We start from the raw sequence: 14,471 nt of genomic DNA, 5'->3' as shown, positions 1-14,471 counted from the left end.
ACTAGCATGGCAAGCGACAACGTTGTCAAGATCGAAACCGGAAAGCGGGTACGGTCGGCTGGAGCCCTTTAGCTTTAGAGGGAATCATCTAAAGCGGAAAAAGGGCTCTAAATGTTTGATCTAGAGCCTGTTTATCTCGTTTAGATGGTCCCATCCAAACGAGATAAACAGGCTCTAGTGCGCGGCCGTGGTCTGGCGGCGTACGACCGCGTGGTCCAGCTGCTGGAAGACCGGCTCGGAGGCGCTGTTGGTTCCGGTCAGGCGGGCCACCAGCATCTCGACGGCGCGCTGGCCCAGCACTTTCACCGGCTGGTGCACGGTGGTCAGAGGCGGCCAGACGATGGCGGCGACGGGGGCGTCGTCGAAGCCGGTGATCGACAGATCCCGAGGGATGCTGAGACCCCGCGCGTGGGCGGCCGACAGGGCGCCGGCGGCCATGTCGTCATTGGCGCAGACCAGGGCGCTGGGGCTCAGCGGATGGTCCAGCAGCCCCGGCGCCAGGTGTGTGCCGGAGCGGAAGGTGAAGTCGCCGCGCGCCATGATCCAGGCGTCTTCGCCCAGACCCTGCTCGGCCAGGGCGCGCTCGAACCCCTTCATGCGTCGGTCCGCGGAAAGGTGGCCCTCCAGCCCGGCGATGAAGCCGAAGCGGCGATGGCCCAGGCTGAGCAGCTCGCGCGCCATGTCGTAGCCGCCGGCCTCGTCGTCGACTCCGACTCCGTCGGCGATCCCGCGCCCCGGTCCGCCGGGCGACACCGTCACCACCTTGCAGCCCTGAGCCAAGGCCGCCTGGATCAGCGAGACGTCGTCGCTGTAGGGGGGCGACAGGATCAGGCCCTCGCAGCGCTGGCTGGTGATCAGGTCCAGCACCCGCTTCTCGCGGTCGGGCGTCTGCTGCGGGACGTTCTGGACCAGCACCTGGTAGCCCAGGGTCAGGCAGGCGCGCAGGGCCCCCAGCTCCAGAGCGGATTCATAGTAGGAATTCGGATCGTTCTCGAGGTCCGAGGCGAAGACGAAGGCCAGCAGACGGCTGGCCCCGCCGGCCAGGCTGCGGGCCTGCGGATTGACCTTGTAGTCCAGCTGCTCGATGGCTCGCATGACCCGGGTCCGAACCTCGTCGCGGACATTGGGGCCGCCGTTCAGCACTCGAGACACCGTCACGCGCGCCACACCCGAAACGCGGGCGACGTCGTCGATGGTCGGTCTCTTGCCGGTCAAATCACACTCCACTGGATACAGGACCATGGTCGGGAAGCCCCGGTCGCACAAGCGATAGGCGTTCCACAGGCAAGGGTTCGCGCGCAAGGGTTCGCACGAGATGGCTTGGCCGATCAATCAAATTGGTCTGACCAATATGAGGCGTGACATGCCCGTCGCGGCGAAACGCCAGCGCGACGCGCCCCGACTCCATAAGTTTTTGCGACAAAGCAACGACGAGGCCGCGCTAGCGACCCATACTCGACATTCGATAATTCATCATTCGATCAACGAATGCTGAGTATGCCGCCCAAACCCATTTCGCTTTTGCGAAATTGATAGATCCACTCTATCCCGTGGAGAAGTTTTATCAATTTGATCAATCTCGAGTCGGGCCTGTAACAGGGCTCATCTCTTCCAACTGGAGCGCCTCATGTCGCTGATCAACACCGAGATCAAACCCTTCACCGCCCAGGCCTACAAGGACGGCAAGTTCGTCACGGTCAGCGAAGCCGACACCAAGGGCAAGTGGTCGGTCTTCTTCTTCTACCCCGCCGACTTCACCTTCGTCTGCCCGACGGAGCTGGAAGACCTGGCCGACAACTACGACGTCTTCACCCGCCTGGGCGTCGAGATCTATTCGGTGTCGACCGATACGCACTTCTCGCACAAGGCCTGGCACGACAGCTCGCCGGCCATCGGCAAGATCAAGTACACGATGATCGGCGACCCGTCGGGCGTGGTGACCAACAACTTCGAAATCATGCGCCCGGGCGTCGGCTTGGCCGACCGCGGCACCTTCCTGGTCGACCCGCAAGGCGTGATCCAGTTCATGGAAGTCACCGCCGAAGGCATCGGCCGCAACGCCATCGAGCTGCTGCGCAAGATCAAGGCCGCCCAATACGTGGCCAGCCACCCGGGCGAAGTCTGCCCGGCGAAGTGGGAAGAGGGTGAAAAGACCCTGGCCCCGTCGCTCGACCTGGTCGGCAAGATCTAAAGCCTAAGAACTACTCGGACCGCCGGCCGTTCATTCGGACCGGTCGGCGGCCCGGCCTCGATCGTACGCCGCGTTCGATCCTCCTCCCCCGAAAATCGAACGCTACCTTTCTCTCCCCCTAGCCTTTTGGGAGCGCGCCATGCTGGACGCCGGTCTGAAGACCCAGTTGACCACCTATCTGCAGAACCTGCGCCAGCCGATCGAACTGGTCGCCTCCCTCGCGGACGACGCCGGTTCGAAGGAGATGCTGGCCTTGCTGGAAGACGTCGCCGCGACGTCGGACAAGGTCACCCTGAACCTGTCGGGCGACAACGCCCGCAAGCCCTCCTTCGCCATCACCCGCGCCGCCGGCGACGCTTCGGTGCGCTTCGCCGGCCTGCCGCTGGGTCACGAGTTCACCTCGCTGGTGCTGGCCCTGCTGCATGTCGGCGGCCACCCGCCGCGCCTCGACGCCGAGGTCATCGAACGGATCAAGGCGCTGGACGGCGACTACCGCTTCGAGACCTATTTCTCGCAGTCCTGCCAGAACTGCCCCGACGTGGTGCAGGCCCTGAACACCATGAGCGCCCTGAACCCGCGCATCAGCCACGTCGCCATCGACGGCGCCCTGTTCAAGGACGAGGTCGAGGCCCGCCAGGTCATGGCCGTGCCGACCATCCTGCTGAACGGCGAGGCCTTCGGCCAGGGCCGCATGGACGTCGAGCAGATCCTGGCCAAGCTGGACACCGGCGCGGGCGACCGCATGGCCGAGAAGATCAAGACCAAGGACGCCTTCGACGTGCTGGTCATCGGCGGCGGCCCGGCCGGCGCGGCCGCGGCGGTCTACGCCGCCCGCAAGGGCATCCGGACTGGGGTCGCGGCCGAGCGCTTCGGCGGTCAGGTGCTGGACACCATGGCGATCGAGAACTTCATCTCGGTCCCCCACACCGAGGGTCCGAAGATGGCCGCGGCGCTGGAGCAGCACGTCAAGGAATACGACGTCGACATCATGAACCTGCAGAAGGCCGTCGGTCTGGTTCCGGCCAAGACCCCGGGCGGCCTGATCGAGGTCAAGCTGGAGAACGGCGCCAGCCTGAAGTCGCGCACCGTCATCCTGTCGACCGGCGCCCGCTGGCGGAACGTCAACGTCCCCGGCGAAGCCGAGTACCGCAACAAGGGCGTGGCCTACTGCCCGCACTGCGACGGCCCGCTGTTCAAGGGCAAGCGCGTGGCGGTGATCGGCGGCGGCAACAGCGGCGTCGAGGCGGCCATCGACCTGGCCGGCATCGTCGCCCACGTCACGCTGATCGAGTTCGACAGCCAGCTGCGCGCCGACGCCGTGCTGCAACGCAAGCTGGCCAGCCTGCCGAACGTCACCATCGTCACCTCGGCCATGACCACCGAGATCCACGGCGACAACGGCAAGGTCTCGGGTCTGTCGTACAAGGACCGCAACCACGACAGCGTCCACCGCGTGGACCTGGAAGGCGTCTTCGTCCAGATCGGCCTGGTGCCCAACACCGAGTGGCTGAAGGACTCCGGCGTCGCCCTGACCAACCGCGGCGAGATCGAGGTCGACTATCGCGGCGAAACCTCGCTGCCCGGCGTCTTCGCCGCCGGCGACGCGACGGTCACGCCCTACAAGCAGATCATCATCGCCATGGGCGAAGGCGCGAAAGCCTCGCTGTCGGCCTTCGACTACCTGATCCGCCAGGTTCCGGCGAACGAGGAGGCGGAGGCGGCTTAAGCGCCGACGCGGGCGGCGGCGGCGACCATGGCTACGGGTCGCGGCGCCGCTCGGTCGCGGCCCCCTCGCTCCCGGTGGTCTCCACCAGTTCCTCCATGAACAACGCCATCAGCGCGGATTGCGAGCGCACGCCGGCCTTGGCGTAGACCCGGGCCAGTTGGGCGCGCACGGTGCCGGCGGCCGCGCCGCGAAGGGTGGCGATCTCGGCGACGTCACAGCCCTTCAAGGCGAAGAGGGCGACATCCGCCTCGGCCCCGGTCAGCCGCCAATCGGAAAAACGCAGATGCGCGAGGTCGGCCAGGGCGCCCTTGGCCGCGGCCACCGCCGCCTCGTCCCGGCGCGCCCGCAGGACGAGCCAGCGCACCTGGGTCGCACCGAACAGGACGCCGACCAGCAGGGCCAGCGCCGCGCCGCCCTCGGCCAGCAGGTGCGAACCCAGTCCGCCAGCGCGCAGATCGCCGGTGAAGTCGACCAGGAAGAAGATGGTCGCGGCCAGCTGCAGGATCACGATGACCGCGATCATCGTGATCCTGTGCTCGAGGGCTCGACGTCGATTGATCATCGCCAGAGACTTAGCGCCGCCCGGGAAGCATCGCCAAGACTATCCGCCGACCGCTCCGCCGCGTCTCGAAGACGACGCCCGCGATGTGCAGGACGATGAGGCCGTAGAGCAGGTTCACCGCCGCCTCGTGGATCTCGGTCAGCGGGCCCTCCTCGTGCTCTTCGCCGGCTTCCCCGGCCTCTTCGTGGTCATCCCCGTCACGATCGAGCGTCGCGACCACCGCGGCGGGAGAGGCGCCGGCGCGTTCCGGCGCGGCGGGGGCGCTGACCATCAGCACGCCGGTCACGACGATGACGGCCAGTACGCTCCAGATCGCATAGACCATCAGGGCGCCCAGCGGGTTGTGCGAGGCGTGCTCGGTGCGTCGACCGGCGACGATCTCCCGGACATGCGCCAGGGCGCGGCCCGGGCTGGGCGGGAAGGCCGAAAATCGGGCCTCGGCCGGTCCGATGACGCCCCAGATCAGACGCAGGATCAGGGTGGCGGCCAGCGTATAGCCGACCCACAGGTGCGGGGCCGAACCCGCCTCGGTGATCAGGCCGTTGGCGAGGACGGCGGCGACAACGGTCCAGTGCGTCAGCTTGACCACCGGGTCCCAGCGGCGGGGCGCCGGCGTGGTCTCAGTCCCGGTCATGGCGGCGCTCCGCGTCAGGCTTGTCGCCACGCTCGGCGTCGTCACGATCCCTGGACTTGTGGCTGCTGGCCTTGTGGCGGGCGCCATCGTCGTCCGGATCCTCGGCCTTGCCGGGCGCCGGCTTGGACGCGGCGGGGGCGAGCGAGACGACCTTGACCCGAGGAAGCCTGGCCTCCTCCGCGAGGGCGGGGGCGCCCAGGGCCAGGATCACGAGGCTGGCGCCGAATATGGCGAACGAGGGTTTGGTCACTTGCGGTTCTCCCGTGCTTGAGACGAGAGAAGGCGTGCGCCGCGCCAGCCGGCGCGGCCATAGGCGGGAGGCTTACAGGCGCGGGATAAGCGCCTGCTTACGGGCCTCAGGCCGTCTCCAACGCCTCGTTGCGCACCAGCGCCGCGTAGGTGTCCATCAGGTCCAGCGACAGCTTGCCCGGCGTGAACTTGAACTCACCGATCTCGGAGACCGGGGTCACCTCGGCGGCGGTGCCGACGATGAAGCACTCGGTGAAGGTCGACAGCTCTTCCTTCTGGATGTGGCGCTCGACGACCTCGATCCCCTTGCCGCGCGCGATGTCGATCACCGTGCGGCGGGTGATGCCGTCCAGGAAGCAGTCGGGCTTGGGGGTGTGCAGGGCGCCGTCCTTGACGAAGAAGACGTTCGCGCCCGTGGCTTCCGCCACATAGCCGCGATAGTCGAGCATCATCGCGTCGGCGTAGCCGTCCTTCTCGGCGGCGTGCTTGGAGATGGTGCAGATCATGTAGAGGCCGGCGGCCTTGGCCGCGACCGGGGCGGTCTTGGGGTCCGGACGCTGGTACTTGGCCCAGGTCAGGCGGATGCCCTTGGCCTTGGTCGCTGGATCGAAGTAGCTGGGCCACTCCCAGACGGCGATGGCGACGTGGATCTTGGTCTGCTGCGCCGAAACACCGATCATTTCGCTGCCCCGCCAGGCGATCGGGCGGACATAACAATCCTTGAGGTTATTCTTGGCCGCCGTCGCCTTGCAGGCCTCGTCGATCTCGGCCACCGTGTAAGGGATCTTGAAGTCGAGGATCTCCGCCGACTTGAACAGGCGCTCGGTATGCTCGGTCAGCTTGAAAATCTCGCCGCCGTACATCCGCTCGCCCTCGAACACGGACGAGGCGTAGTGAAGTCCGTGGGTCAGTACGTGCACCTTCGCCTCGCGCCAGGGAACGAACTGGCCGTCCAGCCAGATCCAACCGTCACGATCGTCGAAGGGAACCAGAGACATCGGTCCAAGACCTCCTTATTGGAAACCCGGCTCTTAGACGCCCCGAGGACGGGGGCGTCAAATAAAATGGACTCCTCGAGATGATAGCCCCGCTGCAGCCCGGTTCGGACGATCCCCGTCTGATCCTCCGCGAGGAGGAGCTGGACGGCGGGCTGGAACTGATCCTGCTGGCCGAGGCCTCGCTGTGGGCCGCCGTCGACACGGCGCTGGAGGCCGAGCCCCTGGGTCTGGGCCGCTCGCATTGGCGCGCGACCTTCCTGCTGCGCCGCCGGCCGGGCATTGGCGTGCAGGACCTCTCGAAGCTGACCAGCCTGTCCAAACAGGCCGCCAGCCGCACCCTTGCCGACCTGCAGAAGGCCGGCCTGGTCGAGCGCGGCGCGGGCGATCTGGACGGCCGTCGGCGTCCGGCGACCCTGACCCCCGAGGGCGTGGCCTTCGAGCAGCGCACCGCCGAGCGGCTGCGGGCGCTGCTGGCCCGCGCCTACCGCACCGGCGGTCTTGACGGCGTGGCCGGCGCGCGGCGGATCATGGCGGCGCTGGCCGGCCCGCGCCAGGGCGTCGGCGCCCCCCGCCGTCAAACCTGATAGTGTTACGCCATGAGTCCTGAAGAGCGCCGCGAGCGTCACATCCTGGTCGTCGACGACGACGACCGCCTGCGCAAGCTGATCAAGGAATTCCTGGGCCGCGCCGGCTTCCGGGTCACGGCCGCCTCGGACGCGGCCGGAGCCGACCGCCTGTTCGGCGCGCTGGACTTCGACCTGATGGTGCTGGACGTGATGATGCCCGGCGAGGACGGCTACGCCTTCACCAAGCGCCTGCGGTCCAAGGGCGGCGAAAGCGGTCGCACGCCGATCCTGATGCTGACCGCCCGCGACCAGACCGCCGACCGCATCGAAGGTCTGTCCAGCGGGGTCGACGACTATCTGGGCAAGCCGTTCGAGCCGCAGGAGCTGCTCCTTCGCATCGAGGCCATCCTGCGCCGCTCGTCGGCGCGCCCGGTGGGGCCCAAGGCGCTGCTGCTGGGCCGCTGCACGTTCGAGGCCGATCGCGGCGAACTGACCTGTGACGGCGAGGTCGTGCGCCTGACCGAGGCCGAGGTCACTCTGCTGCGCCGCCTGGCCCGCTCGGCTCACGAGCCGGTCGACCGCCTGGAGCTGGCTCGCGACACCGCCGACGCCACCGGCCGCGCGGTCGACGTCCAGGTCACCCGCCTGCGCCGCAAGATCGAGCCGGATCCGAAGAACCCGCGCTACCTCCAGACCGTGCGCGGCGTCGGCTATCGGCTGGCGCCGGACTGATTGATGCGCCTGCGCACCAAGCTGTACGTCCCGCTCTTCATCAAGCGCTGGCTGCCGACGAGCCTGTTCGGGCGCAGCTTGCTGATCATCATCCTGCCGGTGGCGGTGATGCAGATCGCCGTGACATGGGCCTTCTTCGACGCCCACTGGCAGTCGGTGACCAGCAAGCTGTCCGAGGGCCTGGCCGGCGACATCGCCTGGGCCGTGCAGTCCTACGAGGACGATCCCAGCCCCGCCGCCGTCGAAAAGCTGGCCAAGCGGGCCGAGGACTCGATGTCACTGTCGATCGCCTTCCAGAAGGGCCGCAAACTGCCGACCGGACACCGGCCCTCGCTGTTCGCGGCCCTGGATCGTTCGCTGGACAAGGCGCTGGACGATCGGCTCGACAACCCGTTCTGGTTCGATACCACCCGCTACACGGCCTATATCGACATCCGCGTGCAGGTGAAGGACGGGGTCCTGCAGATCTACGCGCTGCGCGACCGCGCCTACGCCACCCAGGGGCACATCTTCATCCTGTGGATGGTGGTGGCGACCATGCTGCTGACGGCGGTGGCCATCCTGTTCATCCGCAATCAGGTGCGGGCCATCGAGCGCCTGGCCGACGCCGCCGACGCCTTCGGCCGGGGCGAGGACCACGACTTCAAGCCGCACGGCGCGCGCGAGGTGCGCCAGGCGGCCATGGCCTTCATGGCCATGCGGGCGCGCATCATCCGCCACATCGAGCAACGCACCGCCCTCCTGGCCAGCGTCAGCCATGACCTGCGCACGCCGCTCACCCGCCTGAAGCTGGAAATGGCCATGTCCGAGCCCAGCGAACAGCTGGAGGCCATGAAGGGCGACCTCTCCGAGATGGAGCACATGATCGACGAGTACCTGGCCTTCGCCCGCGGCGAGGGCGGGGAGGCCGTGCAGGAGGTCAACCTGTCGGAGCTGGTCGAGGGCGTGGTCGCCGACGCCGAGCGCGGCGGGGCGATGGTCGAGACCGAAATCACCCGCGACCTGGAGGCGCGGCTACGGCCCCTGGCCTTCCGTCGGGCGTTGGCGAACCTGATCGACAACGGCGTCGCCCACGCCGACCGGGTGAAGGTGACGGCCACGGCCCGCCTGACGGGCGGCGTCGAGGTGACGGTCGACGACGACGGCCCGGGGATCCCCGAGGACCGCTACGAGGAGGCCTTCAAGCCGTTCTCGCGCCTGGACGAGAGCCGGAACCAGAACGAAAAGGGCGTCGGCCTGGGCCTGGCCATCGCCCGCGACATGGCGCGCGGGCTGGGCGGGGATCTGGTGCTATCGCGGTCGATGATGGGCGGCCTGCGAGCCTCGATCCGGCTGCCGGGCTAGAGCAATTTCCGATCCAATTGGATCGGTGAAATGCTCTAGCATCTTGTTTTAACGCATTTTCTGACGACGAACCGGTATCCACTTCGTCGGAAAATGCTCTAGAACCCCGCCCCGATCTTCGCCAGCCGGTCGGCCATCTGCTTCAGGCGCTTGTCCAGCTCCGCCATCGTCCGGTTCAGCGCGCCTTCGTCGTCCCGCCAGACCTGGACCACGCGGGCCCAGACGGCGGTCATGGCGGCCAGGCGCGGGGCGGTGGCCTCGACGCCGGCGGCTTCCAGAACGGCGCGGGCGATGCGCGGGAAGCGGGTCGCCGAGACGAGGACGCCCTCGGCCTTGGCGATGGCGATCAGGGCGGCGCGATGGGGCTCCATCGCTTCCAGCCGGGCCATGGCGGCGTCGAACAGGCGATCGTGGACGTCGGCGGTCTCGGCATAGTCGACGCCCAGCGCCGCGCGGTCGAAGCGGGCCGAGAGATGGGCCAGCACCGCGTGCTTGCTGTCGGCCAGCCCGTAGAGCTCGGCGAAGGGGACCTCGGCCTTCACGGCGATGTCGCGCAGGGCGATGGCCGGCCACGGCTTGTCGGCGGCCAGGGCGAGGGCCGCGGCGGCGGCCCGGTCGAGGATGTCGTCGTCAGCGGAGATTGGGGCGTCGGTCATGGGAGTCAGATGGCGGCGGAAAGCGACGAGAGCAAGACGCTTAGCCGCCAAGTTCCTTCGAGCGCGCCACGGCCGCGTCCAGCGCCTTCGGCAGCAGGTCTCCGAAGCCGCCCTCGCCCATCAGCACCGCCAGCGCCGCCGCCGTCGTGCCGCCCGGCGACGTCACCTGCTTGCGCAGTTCGGCCGGCTCCTCGCCGCTCTTCTCCATCAGGGCGGCGGCGCCGATGATCGTGGCCCGGGCCAGGCGGGCGCTATCCGCCGCGTCCAGGCCCTGGGCCGCGCCAGCGGCTTCGAGCGCCTCGATGAAGGCGTAGAGATAGGCCGGGGCCGAGCCCGACACGGCGGTGGCCGCGTGCATCAGGTCCTCATTCGGCAGGTCGACCACGGTCGCGACCGGCGCGAACAGGGCATGGGCGGCGGCCCGGGCGTCGCCATCCTCGGCATGGATCGAGGCCGCTCCCCGGCCGATGGCGACGGCGGTGGTCGGCATCACCCGCGCCACGCGACGGCCGCCGAAAACTTCGGAGATGTCCGCCGCGCGGACACCGGCGGCGATCGAGACGATGACGGCGTCGGGGGCCAGGTGCGCAACTACGTCCTTGACCGCCTCGCGCCAGATCTGCGGCTTCACGGCCAGCAGCACGGTCTTGGCGGCGGACAGGGCTTCAAGCGGCGGATTGACCACCGCGCCGGCGAAGGCGTCGGCGTCGGCGTTCGGATCACGCACGATCAGGTCGGCGGCGGCGAAAGCGCCGGCCGCGCTCCAGCCTTCGATCAAGGCGCCGCCCATGCGGCCCGCGCCGAGGAGGAGAATGGGGGTCATGCGCGAACCTCTACCTCTATCCTTCTCCCCTCGCGGGAGAAGGTGGCCTGCGAAGCAGGTCGGATGAGGGGTTTCTCGACGGATCAGCCGCGAAACGGCGAGGCAGCCGCCGTGCGACCCCTCTTCCGTCGCTTCGCGACACCTTCTCCCGCAAGGGGAGAAGGGAAGTCCAGTCTAAATCAAGCCTGGCCGACGGTCTCGAACATGCAGGCGGCCATGGCCTCGTCCGGGGTCTTGGCGCCCTGGAGCAGGAATTCGAAGGCCGGGAAGAAGCGATCGGCGGCTTCCACCGCCGCGTCGATCATCGAGGCGGCCTGGGCCATGGTCGGGCGCTCGCCCGCCGGCAGGGCCAGGGCGTGGCGGAACACCACTTCGCCGTCCTCGGTCCAGACCTCGAAGTGGCCCAGCCAGACGCGCTGGTTGATCAGGGCCAGCAGCTCGTAGGCGTTGGCGCGCTTGGATTTCGGCGCGCGCAGGTCCAGCGACAGGCACAGCTGCAGGCAGTCGGCTTCCGGACGCCAGGCGAACCACAGCTCGTAGTCCTTCCAGTCGCCCTTCAGCGCGAACGCCAGATCGCCGTCTTCCGTGCGGTCGAAGGTCAGGTTTTCGGCCGACAGCACGTGTTCGACCACCTCGAGGGGGTCGAGCGCCATCAGGACGTCGTCGTCTTCCGGTTGGGTGTCCATGAAAAACCTACGTCCCCGCCCGCGACGGCGAGGGTTACCCCCGCCATGAATCGCTCACGTGCCTAGGGACACTAATCTGCTTCGTGACGTTCGTCTCAACTCGCTTCACGCCGTGAGCGAGCGCCGAATCACCTATTCGCCTGGAGTCGCGGTTTTTCCAGAGGCGCTTTTGGCGGGGGCCTTCTTGGCCGCCTTCAGGGTCGCGACCTCTTCGCGCAGGGCGGCGACCTCGGCCTTCAGGGCCTCGAAATCATCGCGGCGGATCAGGTCGAATTCGGCCGCCAGACGATCAGCCTGGGCCCGCATGGCGGTCTTGGCCTCCTCGCCGGCCGTCTGGGCGATGCCCATGGCCGCCTGGGTCAGCTTGGCGAATTCGTCGAGGAAGGGGTTCTGGCTGTGCATCGCGGTTCCGAGTGGCCCGAAGGGTGGGCTACGCCCTTATATGGGAAACGGGGGATGAAAGCGAAGCCCGAAGGCTATACGAGTGCGACCATGTGTCCCGCACGGAGCCGCACGTGATTTTCCCGAACATCGACCCGATCGTGCACATCGGTCCCTGGGCCCTGCAATGGGGTCCGCTGGCCTTGCGCTGGTACGCCCTTGCCTATGTGGCGGGCATCCTGCTGGGCTGGCGTTTCGCCGTCCGGATGACCCGGACCGAGCGCCTGTGGGGCGGCCGTACGCCAACCGCCACGCCGCTGCAGATCGACGATCTGGTGCTGTGGATCACCCTGGGCATCATTCTGGGCGGGCGGCTGGGCTACATCCTGTTCTACATGCTGATGAACGAGGACCAGCGGATCTGGCTGTTCGCGCACCCGCTGGACCTGTTCAAGATCTGGGAGGGCGGCATGTCGTTCCACGGCGGCTTCCTGGGCGTCTGCGCGGCGATCGCCCTGTTCGCCCGCCAGCAGAAGATCGACATGCTGAAGCTGGGCGACCTGATCGCGCCGTCAGCCCCGATCGGCCTGTTCTTCGGCCGCATCGCCAACTTCATCAATGGCGAGTTGTGGGGCCGGCCGACCGACGGGCCGTTCGGCATCATCTTCTGCAACGAGACGATCAAGGCCGCTCACCCACAGCACATTTGCCCGGCCGGCTCATACCCGCGCCATCCCAGCCAGCTCTACGAGGCGGGGCTGGAGGGCTTGCTGCTGTTCCTCATTCTGGTCTTCGCCGTCTATCGCCTGAAGTGGCTGCAGCGGCGCGGGGCGATCGTGGCGACCTTCCTGATCGCCTACGGCCTGTTCCGCCTGTCGCTGGAAAATGTGCGCAATCCCGACGTCGGCATGCCCGACTTCCCGTTCGGCCTGACCATGGGGATGATGCTGTCGACCCCGATGATCCTGGTTGGCGGCTGGCTGTTGTGGAAGGCGCTGCGCGAGCCTGTTCAAGTCGGTCCAGGCGAAGGCGGGCATGAGCCTGCTTGATCGCCTGAAGGCGCAGATCGCCCAGGACGGGCCGATCGGCGTCCCCGAGTTCTTCACCCGCTGCCTGCACGACCCGCGCGACGGCTACTACGCGATGCGCCCCTCTTTAGGTGGTCTTGGGGGCGCGGGCGGCGACTTCATCACCGCGCCGCTGGTCAGCCAGATGTTCGGCGAGCTGATCGGCCTGTGGGTGCTGGAGACCTGGACCCGCATGGGCCGGCCCGCGCCGTTTCGCCTGGTCGAGATGGGCCCGGGCGACGGCACGCTGATGAGCGACCTGCTGCGGGCGGCGCGGCTGGATCCGGACTTCCTGGCGGCGACCGAGGTCTGGCTGGTCGAGGTGTCGGGGCCGCTGCGCGCGAAGCAGGCCGCCAAGCTAGGCGAAGGCCCGCGCTGGGTCGGTCGCCTGGACGAGGTCCCGGCCGGCGCGCCGATGATCCTGGTGGCCAACGAGCTGCTGGACTGCCTGCCCGCTCGCCAGTTCGTCCGGACCAGGGACGGCTGGGCCGAGCGGGTGATCGGGTTGGGCGAGAACGGTCAACTGGCGTTCGGGCTGCGCGGCCTCGGGAAGTCGCCTGACGCCGCGCCGCTTCACCTGCCCGAAGCCGGCGAAGGGAGCGTCTGGGAATCTTCGCCCGCCCAGGCCGCCCTGGCCTCGGACATCGCCCACCGCCTCGCTGCCGACGGCGGCGCGGCGCTGCTGATCGACTATGGCCGCGACGCGCCGGAGGCCGGCGACACTCTGCAGGCCGTCCGCAATCACCAGAAGGTCGACCCGCTGACCACGGCGGGCCTGGCTGACCTCACCGTCTGGGTCGACTTCCCGTCGGTCATCGCCGCCGCGCGGCAAACCGGCGCCAAGGCCGGGCCGATTCTTAGCCAGGCCGAGTTCCTGCTGGCCCTGGGGATCGAGACCCGCGCCCAGGCCTTGGCCGCGGCCCGCCCCGATCACGCCGATCGGATCGCGAGACAGCTTGATCGTCTGGTCGGAGAGGCGCAGATGGGCGCTCTGTTCAAGGTCGCGTGCCTGACCGCGCCCGACCTTTCGCCCCCCCTCTTCGAGGACGCGACATGACCGCGAAGACGCCCGACCTGCCCGCCATCCAGTCGCCCCTGCTGGCCAGCCTGCCAGGGATCAAGCACGCCTTCTTCACGCGCAAGGGCGGAACCTCGACGGGGATCTATGACAGCCTCAACGTCGGGCGCGGCAGCAAGGATGATCCCGCCGACGTTATCGAGAATCGCGCCCGCGCCGCCCGCTGGTTCGGCGGCGATCCGGAAGACCTCAACACCTGCTACCAGATCCACTCCACCATCGCGATCAAGGCCGACGGCTCGTGGGGCGACGCGAGGCCCGAGGGCGACGCGGTGGTGACGAAGACTCCCGGCGTCATCTGCGGGGCCCTGGCCGCCGACTGCGCGCCGGTGCTGCTGGCCGATCCCGGGGCCCGGATCGTGGCCGCCGCCCATGCCGGCTGGCGCGGGGCCCTGGACGGCGTCGTCCAGGCCGCCGTCGACGCCATGGTCGAGCTGGGCGCTCGGCCCGAACGCATCACCGGCGTCGTCGGCCCCTGCATCGGCCCCAAGTCCTACGAGGTAGGGCTGGAGTTCCTGCACAGGTTCGAGGCCGACTGCCCCGGCTCGGGCCGGTTCTTCAAGCCGGGCGCGACCGACGACAAGCGCTTCTTCGACCTGCCGGCGTTCGTGCTGGACCGCCTGGAGACCGCCGGCGTCGAGCGTCGCGAGTGGGTCGGCCGCGACACCCGGGTCGAGGAGGAATGGTTCTTCTCCAACCGCCGCGCCTTCCTGAACGGCGAGGGCGACTACGGCCGCCTGCTGTCGGCGATCAGCCTGGAAGCGTGACCGTCCGGACA

Annotated in this window: 17 protein-coding genes; 8 read left to right on the top strand and 9 right to left on the bottom strand. The window is 68.3% G+C overall.

All coding sequences use genetic code 11. The features are described 5' to 3' along the window. Window positions 1-174: 174 nt before the first annotated feature. Window positions 175-1,215 (bottom strand): LacI family DNA-binding transcriptional regulator, encoded by a 1,041-nt coding sequence (locus tag AC1RJ9_RS05705; protein WP_492836778.1) that lies wholly within the window; start codon window positions 1,213-1,215, stop codon window positions 175-177. Window positions 1,216-1,627: 412 nt separating this feature from the next. On the opposite strand from AC1RJ9_RS05705, the gene ahpC reads away from it, so the two are divergent. Both ahpC and ahpF read left to right on the top strand, forming a co-directional pair. Beyond that, the gene (gene ahpC, locus AC1RJ9_RS05700) at window positions 1,628-2,191 is read left to right on the top strand and encodes an alkyl hydroperoxide reductase subunit C (protein WP_099581443.1); all 564 of its coding nucleotides are present in this window, start codon (window positions 1,628-1,630) and stop codon (window positions 2,189-2,191) included. A 139-nt stretch (window positions 2,192-2,330) separates the two neighbouring features. Further along, window positions 2,331-3,917, top strand: coding sequence for an alkyl hydroperoxide reductase subunit F (gene ahpF, locus AC1RJ9_RS05695; RefSeq protein ID WP_492836777.1), 1,587 nt, complete (start codon window positions 2,331-2,333; stop codon window positions 3,915-3,917). 31 nt (window positions 3,918-3,948) lie between these two features. Here the strand turns inward: ahpF and AC1RJ9_RS05690 are convergent, their stop codons facing one another. From AC1RJ9_RS05690 to AC1RJ9_RS05675, 4 genes are all read right to left on the bottom strand, one after another. Then, the gene (locus AC1RJ9_RS05690; RefSeq protein ID WP_492836776.1) at window positions 3,949-4,479 is read right to left on the bottom strand and encodes a helix-turn-helix transcriptional regulator; all 531 of its coding nucleotides are present in this window, start codon (window positions 4,477-4,479) and stop codon (window positions 3,949-3,951) included. Window positions 4,480-4,489: 10 nt separating this feature from the next. After that, window positions 4,490-5,113, bottom strand: a complete 624-nt coding sequence (locus AC1RJ9_RS05685; RefSeq protein WP_492836775.1) for a cytochrome b/b6 domain-containing protein — start codon at window positions 5,111-5,113, stop codon at window positions 4,490-4,492. Beyond that, window positions 5,100-5,363 carry a hypothetical protein gene (locus AC1RJ9_RS05680; RefSeq protein WP_492836774.1) on the bottom strand — a complete coding sequence of 88 codons (264 nt, stop codon included), beginning with the start codon at window positions 5,361-5,363 and terminating at the stop codon, window positions 5,100-5,102. The genes AC1RJ9_RS05685 and AC1RJ9_RS05680 overlap by 14 nt, the downstream gene beginning before the upstream one ends. 106 nt (window positions 5,364-5,469) lie before the next feature. After that, a complete protein-coding gene (locus tag AC1RJ9_RS05675; RefSeq protein WP_492836773.1) occupies window positions 5,470-6,360 on the bottom strand; it encodes a branched-chain amino acid aminotransferase in 891 nt (296 codons plus the stop codon). Between the two features lie 80 nt (window positions 6,361-6,440). Between AC1RJ9_RS05675 and AC1RJ9_RS05670 the strand changes: the two genes are divergently transcribed. Genes AC1RJ9_RS05670 through AC1RJ9_RS05660 form a run of 3 tightly spaced genes read left to right on the top strand, consistent with a single transcriptional unit; the run spans window position 6,441 to window position 9,002 of the window. Next, the gene (locus AC1RJ9_RS05670) at window positions 6,441-6,944 is read left to right on the top strand and encodes a MarR family winged helix-turn-helix transcriptional regulator (RefSeq protein WP_492836772.1); all 504 of its coding nucleotides are present in this window, start codon (window positions 6,441-6,443) and stop codon (window positions 6,942-6,944) included. Between the two features lie 12 nt (window positions 6,945-6,956). Further along, window positions 6,957-7,658: a response regulator gene (locus tag AC1RJ9_RS05665; protein ID WP_492836771.1), complete on the top strand. Its 702-nt coding sequence runs from the start codon at window positions 6,957-6,959 to the stop codon at window positions 7,656-7,658. Window positions 7,659-7,661: 3 nt separating this feature from the next. Further along, a complete protein-coding gene (locus AC1RJ9_RS05660) occupies window positions 7,662-9,002 on the top strand; it encodes a sensor histidine kinase (RefSeq protein WP_492836770.1) in 1,341 nt (446 codons plus the stop codon). 98 nt (window positions 9,003-9,100) lie between these two features. On the opposite strand, the gene AC1RJ9_RS05655 is transcribed toward AC1RJ9_RS05660, so the two are convergent. From AC1RJ9_RS05655 to AC1RJ9_RS05640, 4 genes are all read right to left on the bottom strand, one after another. Continuing rightward, on the bottom strand, window positions 9,101-9,658 hold the full coding sequence (locus AC1RJ9_RS05655; protein WP_492836769.1) for a TetR family transcriptional regulator: 558 nt from the start codon (window positions 9,656-9,658) through the stop codon (window positions 9,101-9,103). A 40-nt stretch (window positions 9,659-9,698) separates the two neighbouring features. After that, a complete protein-coding gene (gene proC / locus AC1RJ9_RS05650; RefSeq protein ID WP_492836768.1) occupies window positions 9,699-10,481 on the bottom strand; it encodes a pyrroline-5-carboxylate reductase in 783 nt (260 codons plus the stop codon). Between the two features lie 179 nt (window positions 10,482-10,660). Continuing rightward, complete coding sequence (locus tag AC1RJ9_RS05645) at window positions 10,661-11,167, bottom strand: type III secretion system chaperone family protein (RefSeq protein ID WP_125156682.1); 507 nt, start codon at window positions 11,165-11,167, stop codon at window positions 10,661-10,663. 132 nt (window positions 11,168-11,299) lie between these two features. Next, window positions 11,300-11,569: an accessory factor UbiK family protein gene (locus AC1RJ9_RS05640; protein ID WP_492836767.1), complete on the bottom strand. Its 270-nt coding sequence runs from the start codon at window positions 11,567-11,569 to the stop codon at window positions 11,300-11,302. A gap of 113 nt (window positions 11,570-11,682) precedes the next feature. Between AC1RJ9_RS05640 and lgt the strand changes: the two genes are divergently transcribed. Genes lgt through pgeF form a run of 3 tightly spaced genes read left to right on the top strand, consistent with a single transcriptional unit; the run spans window position 11,683 to window position 14,460 of the window. After that, window positions 11,683-12,597 carry a prolipoprotein diacylglyceryl transferase gene (lgt, locus tag AC1RJ9_RS05635; RefSeq protein WP_492836766.1) on the top strand — a complete coding sequence of 305 codons (915 nt, stop codon included), beginning with the start codon at window positions 11,683-11,685 and terminating at the stop codon, window positions 12,595-12,597. Next, complete coding sequence (locus AC1RJ9_RS05630) at window positions 12,584-13,672, top strand: class I SAM-dependent methyltransferase (RefSeq protein WP_492836765.1); 1,089 nt, start codon at window positions 12,584-12,586, stop codon at window positions 13,670-13,672. Before lgt ends, AC1RJ9_RS05630 begins: the two co-directional genes overlap by 14 nt. Then, window positions 13,669-14,460 (top strand): peptidoglycan editing factor PgeF, encoded by a 792-nt coding sequence (pgeF, locus tag AC1RJ9_RS05625; protein ID WP_492836763.1) that lies wholly within the window; start codon window positions 13,669-13,671, stop codon window positions 14,458-14,460. The genes AC1RJ9_RS05630 and pgeF overlap by 4 nt, the downstream gene beginning before the upstream one ends. Window positions 14,461-14,471 lie beyond the last annotated feature (11 nt).

The sequence above is a fragment of the Caulobacter sp. GW822-FHT07D08 genome (assembly GCF_058798735.1).
The sequence above is the reverse complement of the archived record's forward strand: the minus strand, read 5'-3'. Positions and strand labels throughout refer to the sequence as shown.

Bases quoted from the DNA above. Each gene is read 5' to 3' on its own strand.
- ahpC (WP_099581443.1), top strand. From the start codon at position 1,628: ATGTCGCTGATCAACACCGAGATCAAACCCTTCACCGCCCAGGCCTAC.
- ahpF (WP_492836777.1), top strand. From the start codon at position 2,331: ATGCTGGACGCCGGTCTGAAGACCCAGTTGACCACCTATCTGCAGAAC.
- AC1RJ9_RS05690 (WP_492836776.1), bottom strand. From the start codon at position 4,479: ATGATCAATCGACGTCGAGCCCTCGAGCACAGGATCACGATGATCGCG.
- AC1RJ9_RS05685 (WP_492836775.1), bottom strand. From the start codon at position 5,113: ATGACCGGGACTGAGACCACGCCGGCGCCCCGCCGCTGGGACCCGGTG.
- AC1RJ9_RS05675 (WP_492836773.1), bottom strand. From the start codon at position 6,360: ATGTCTCTGGTTCCCTTCGACGATCGTGACGGTTGGATCTGGCTGGAC.
- AC1RJ9_RS05670 (WP_492836772.1), top strand. From the start codon at position 6,441: ATGATAGCCCCGCTGCAGCCCGGTTCGGACGATCCCCGTCTGATCCTC.
- AC1RJ9_RS05665 (WP_492836771.1), top strand. From the start codon at position 6,957: ATGAGTCCTGAAGAGCGCCGCGAGCGTCACATCCTGGTCGTCGACGAC.
- AC1RJ9_RS05660 (WP_492836770.1), top strand. From the start codon at position 7,662: ATGCGCCTGCGCACCAAGCTGTACGTCCCGCTCTTCATCAAGCGCTGG.
- AC1RJ9_RS05655 (WP_492836769.1), bottom strand. From the start codon at position 9,658: ATGACCGACGCCCCAATCTCCGCTGACGACGACATCCTCGACCGGGCC.
- proC (WP_492836768.1), bottom strand. From the start codon at position 10,481: ATGACCCCCATTCTCCTCCTCGGCGCGGGCCGCATGGGCGGCGCCTTG.
- AC1RJ9_RS05645 (WP_125156682.1), bottom strand. From the start codon at position 11,167: ATGGACACCCAACCGGAAGACGACGACGTCCTGATGGCGCTCGACCCC.
- AC1RJ9_RS05640 (WP_492836767.1), bottom strand. From the start codon at position 11,569: ATGCACAGCCAGAACCCCTTCCTCGACGAATTCGCCAAGCTGACCCAG.
- AC1RJ9_RS05630 (WP_492836765.1), top strand. From the start codon at position 12,584: ATGAGCCTGCTTGATCGCCTGAAGGCGCAGATCGCCCAGGACGGGCCG.
- pgeF (WP_492836763.1), top strand. From the start codon at position 13,669: ATGACCGCGAAGACGCCCGACCTGCCCGCCATCCAGTCGCCCCTGCTG.